Origin of the sequence: Nonomuraea deserti (assembly GCF_004348685.1) — a bacterium.
GTDB classification, from domain to species: Bacteria; Actinomycetota; Actinomycetes; order Streptosporangiales; family Streptosporangiaceae; genus Nonomuraea; species Nonomuraea deserti.
The window spans coordinates 1-4,921 of sequence record NZ_SMKO01000338.1 but is presented as its reverse complement, the minus strand read 5'-3'; the positions used below and the strand labels follow the sequence as shown (position 1 = coordinate 4,921).

Annotated in this window: 4 protein-coding genes; all 4 read left to right on the top strand. The window is 73.6% G+C overall.

Translation table 11 applies throughout. From position 1 onward, the window contains the following. The first annotated feature begins 173 nt into the window (after positions 1-173). Entirely contained in the window at positions 174-485 is a 312-nt protein-coding gene (locus tag E1292_RS49435; RefSeq protein ID WP_181958426.1) for a hypothetical protein, read from the top strand. A gap of 61 nt (positions 486-546) precedes the next feature. Further along, positions 547-1,989 carry a DUF5691 domain-containing protein gene (locus E1292_RS49430; protein ID WP_246091035.1) on the top strand — a complete coding sequence of 481 codons (1,443 nt, stop codon included), beginning with the start codon at positions 547-549 and terminating at the stop codon, positions 1,987-1,989. Continuing rightward, positions 1,986-3,050, top strand: a complete 1,065-nt coding sequence (locus E1292_RS49425; protein ID WP_132606726.1) for an ATP-binding protein — start codon at positions 1,986-1,988, stop codon at positions 3,048-3,050. The genes E1292_RS49430 and E1292_RS49425 overlap by 4 nt, the downstream gene beginning before the upstream one ends. Continuing rightward, positions 3,047-4,921: DUF5682 family protein (locus tag E1292_RS49420; RefSeq protein WP_220447454.1), on the top strand; the 1,875-nt coding region annotated here is incomplete at its 3' end. The genes E1292_RS49425 and E1292_RS49420, both read left to right, overlap by 4 nt.

The following is a 4,921-nucleotide window of genomic DNA, read 5'->3' as shown; positions in this document are numbered from 1 at the left end:
TATAAGAGACAGGGGTTGTGTCGGGGTTGTCGGGTCAGTCCGGGGTTGTGTCGGGGTTGTCGGGTCAGTCCGGGGTTGTGTCGGGGTTGTCGGGTCAGTCCGGGGTTGTGTCGGGGTCGTTGGGTCGGTCCGGAGTTGTGCGGGGATTGGGCTCGTACGAGGTCGCGTCGCGAGTGCCTGGCCTGGCAGGGGCTTCGCCTGGTTCCCCCGGACCGCCAGGGGTTTCGCCGGAAGAGGCGCTGGACGAGGTGGCCAGGGCGCTGGCGGACGATCCGTGGACCGAGTCGTGGCCGCTCGTCCTGGCGGGCGTGGTGCCCGAGCGGACCCGGCTAGGCGGCCTGCCGCTGCGCCTCAAGTCCCGCGATCCCTGGCGGCTCATCGCCGTGTCGGGCGGGCGCCCGCTGACGGTGGCCGTCGAATGGACGCCGCAGGGTCTGCGGCCCCTGACCACGTGGGACGACGACGGAACGGCGGTGATCCTGTGACTGCCTGGGGCGGCCGGCCGGATGAGCCGGCGAGGGTCCGGAGCGGGCGCGAGGTGATCCTGTGACGGGCTGGGAGGAGCTGGCGTCGACGGCGCTCGTGGGCACCGACCGCAGACCGTACGACGGAGATCTGCTCGCGAGCGCCGCCGTGGAGGTGGCGCGGCGGCGGGCGGGCCAGCCGCTCGGAGAGGTCATGGGACAAGCTCCGGCTCCGGCTCAGGAGCAGGCGCAGGAGCAGCAGCAGGAGCAGCAGCAGCGGGCGCCCGCCGAGGAGCGGGCGGCCGTCGGCAGGCGCGCGGCCGAGCGGCTGCGGAGGATTCTCGGCGGCGAGCAGGAGCGGTTGCTGGCGGAGTGGCTGGCCGCGGCCGCCGCCACCGGCCGCAGGGTGCCCCCGTACGCGCTGCCCGAGTTGCTCGAACGCGGCCGGCGTGACCGTTCGATCAGGGTGCACCTGGGCGTACTGGCCGGGCAGCGCGGCCGCTGGCTGGCCGGGCTCAATCCCGCCTGGGACTACCTCCTGGAGGAGCCCACCGGCGAGACCTGGGAGCTGGGCTCCGCAGCGGACCGGCGGGCTCACCTGCGGCGCGTCAGGTCGGCCGACCCCGCGCGGGCCCGGCGGCTGCTCGAGAGCACGTGGGAGAGCGAGACGCCGGACGACCGGGCCGAGTTCGCGGAGGTGCTGGCCGACGGGCTGAGCATGGACGACGAGCCGTTCCTGGAGCAGGCGCTCGACGACCGCCGCAGGGAGGTGCGCCAGGCCGCCGCCAATCTGCTCGCCCGGCTCCCCGGGTCGCGCCTGTCGCAGCGCATGGCCGAGCGGGCGCGAGCGTGCGTGACGATCAGCGGCGAGATCATCGCCGTCGAAGCCCCGGGGTCCTGCGACAAGGCGATGGAGCGCGACGGCGTACGCGCCAAGCCGCCCAGGGGCATCGGAGAGCGGGCCTGGTGGCTGCAGCAGATCATCGCCCGCGCCCCGCTGGCGATCTGGGGTCACCCGCCCGCCAGGCTGCTCCAGATGACGATCCTCGACTGGGACGCCGAGGTGAAGGCCGCCTGGGTACGCGCCGCCGTGCTGCAGAAGGACCCGGAGTGGGCGCGGGCGATGTTCGGCTGGGACCCGATCGCGGACCTTCTCGAATGCCTTTCGCCCGGCGAGCAGCAGGAGCTCGCCGCTGATTTCGTGAGAAAGCACGACCTGGACAGCCAGTTGATCATGGTGCTCGGCGGTGTCTCGTCCCACTGGCGCGACGAACTGGCCACCGCCGTGCTCCGCAAGATCGTGAAGGTGGCCACCACGCAACCGTGGAACCTCGGCGAGCTGGTCAAGCTGGCGGGCGAGCACATCGACCCGGCCCTGTTCCCCCTGGCCCAGAGCTACTCGCCCGTGGAGTCCATCCAGCAGGTCGCCGCCCTGCTGCGATTCCGTGCCGACATGTACGACGAACTCTCCGTGAATGAGTGGAGCGAGGAGACCATGGAACGACCGGCGAAGGAGGGCGCATGACCGTTCTGCGCCCGCACGCGGAAGACCAGTACGCCGAGGAACTGGCCGTCCTCGCCAAGGACGACGACCGGCCGAGGCCGCCCGGCTGGAAGCTGTCCCCGTGGGCCGTCACCACCTACATCCTGGGTGACGGCGAGCGCGTCACCCCGAAATACGTGGGCGCGCGGCGCATCGTCGAGGTCGCCGTCGCCACGCTGGCGACCGACCGGGCGCTGCTGCTGCTCGGGGTGCCCGGCACCGCGAAGACGTGGCTGTCGGAGCACCTGGCCGCGGCCATCAGCGGCGACTCGACGCTGCTCGTGCAGGGCACCGCGGGCACCGCGGAAGAGGCCATCCGGTACGGCTGGAACTACGCGAGGCTGCTGGCCGAGGGCCCGTCGATCGAGGCGCTGACCCCGTCGCCCGTGATGCGCGCGATGGCCGAGGGCCGCGTGGCCCGCGTCGAGGAGCTCACCCGCATGCCGTCCGACGTACAGGACGCCCTGATCACCGTGCTGTCGGAGAAGACGCTGCCGATCCCCGAGCTCAACCGCGAGGTCCAGGCCGAACGCGGCTTCAACGTCATCGCCACCGCCAACGACCGCGACCGGGGCGTCAACGAGCTGTCCAGCGCGCTGCGCCGCCGCTTCAACACGGTGGTGCTGCCCGTACCCGCCACCGCCGAGGAGGAGGTGGACATCGTCGCCCGCCGCGTCACCCAACTCGGCGCCTCCCTGGAACTGCCCGAGACGACGACGGGACTGGCGGAGATCCGCCGGGTGGTGACGGTGTTCAGGGAGCTGCGCACGGGCGTCACCGAAGACGGGCGCACCAAGGTCAAGTCGCCCAGCGGCACCCTGTCCACGGCCGAGGCGATCTCCGTCCTCACCAACGGCATCGCGCTGGCCGCGCACTTCGGTGACGGGGTGCTGCGCCCGTCCGACGTGGCGGCCGGGATCGTGGGCGCGGTGGTCCAGGAGCCGGTGTCGGACCGGGTGGTGTGGCGCGAATACCTGGAGACCGTGGTACGCGAGCGGCCGGACTGGCGCGACTTCTACCGCGCCTGCCGCGAGGTCTCATGAGCGGCCGCCCACCCGCCGGCGACGACACGCCCCGCGCACCGTCCCCCGTGGCGCCGGACGCCCCGCGCGGCGCCGATCAGACTGCCGTCCCCGGGGCGGCGGGTGTGCCGGGCACACGGGCGACCGGTTCCGGTGAGGCGGGTGTGCCGAGTGTGGGGCGGGCGGACGTTTTCGTGCTGGGCGTACGCCACCACGGGCCGGGATCGGCGCGGGCCGTGCGCGACGAGCTGGAGCGGCTGCGTCCCGACGCGATCCTCATCGAGGGCCCGCCGGAGGCCGACCCGATCGTCTCGCTCGCCCCCGGCATGGAGCCGCCCGTCGCGCTGCTCGCCCACGTGCCGGGACAACCGTCTCGTGCGGCGTTCTGGCCGTTCGCGGCGTTCTCCCCCGAATGGCAGGCCATCCTGTACGGCACGTCCGCCGGCGTCCCGGTGCGCTTCTGCGATCTGCCCGCCGGCCACTCGCTGGCAGGCGACGGCGAGGAGCAGGTGCCCGGCCTGCGGGCCGACCCCATCGGGACGCTGGCCGCGGCCGCCGGATACGACGACCCGGAACGCTGGTGGGAGGACGTCGTCGAGCACCGCGGCGACACGCCGTTCGCGGTGATCGCCGAGGCCATGGCCGCGGTGCGCGAGGGCCACCAGCCGGACGAGCGGGAGGCCAGGCGCGAGGCGTACATGCGCAAGACCCTCCGCGCGGCGATCAAGCAGGGCTACGGGCGGATCGCGGTGATCTGCGGCGCCTGGCACGTGCCCGCGCTGGCAGGGCCCTTGCCCCCGGTCGGCGCGGACAACGCGCTGCTGCGCGGCCTGCCGAAGGTGAAGGCGGAGCTGACGTGGGTGCCGTGGACGTACGGGCGGCTGGCCTCGTGGAGCGGCTACGGCGCGGGGATCTCCTCGCCCGGCTGGTACCACCACCTGTTCGACGCGCCCGACCGGCCCGTGGAGCGGTGGCTGGCCGGGGCCGCGGCGGTGCTGCGCGAGGAGGGTCTGCCGGTGTCGTCCGCGCACGTCATCGAGTCCGTACGCCTCGCGCACGGTCTCGCGGCCCTGCGCGGCAGGCCGCTGGCCGGGCTCGGCGAGGTCACCGAGGCGGCCAGGGCCGTGCTGTGCGAGGGCGACGACCTGGCCGTGCAACTGATCCAGCGGCGCATGGTCGTCGGCGACCGGCTCGGCCACGTCAGCGACGGCACGCCGATGGTGCCGATCCAGCGCGACCTGCGCGAGCAGCAACGGCGGCTCAGGCTCAAGCCAGAGGCGCTCGACCGGGAGATCGACCTCGACCTGCGCAAGCCGCTCGACCTCGACCGCAGCCACCTGCTGCACCGCATGCGCCTGCTCGGCGTCGACTGGGCGACGCCGGGGCAGGCGCGGGGGAAGGGCACGTTCAGGGAGACCTGGACGCTGCGGTGGCGGCCGGAGCACGACCTGGCGCTCATCGAACACGCCGCCCTCGGCACCACCGTCGCGGCCGCCGCCACGCAGCGGGCCAGAGGCCTGGCGGCGGCGGGCTCGGTGGCGCTGGCGGATCTGACGTCGCTGGTCGAGCAGTGCCTGCTGGCCGGACTACCGGAGGCGCTGCCCGAGGTGCTATCGGCGCTGTCGGCCAAGGCGGCCCTGGACACCGACGTCACGCATCTCATGGCGGCGCTGCCCGCGATGGTCCGGGCCCACCGGTACGGCGACGTGCGCGGCACCCCGGCGGAAGGGCTGGCCGTGATCGTACGGTCGATGCTGGACCGGATCTGCGTCGGGTTGCCGGTGGCGGTCACGGGGCTGGACGACGAGGCGGCGGCGGGGCTGCTCAAGCACGTGGACGGCGTTCACTCGGCCGTCGCCCTCCTCAACGAGCCGTCCAGGCCCGCCCCCGCC

Excerpts from the sequence above, each read along its gene's own strand:
- E1292_RS49425 (WP_132606726.1), top strand. The coding sequence starts at position 1,986 with ATGACCGTTCTGCGCCCGCACGCGGAAGACCAGTACGCCGAGGAACTG.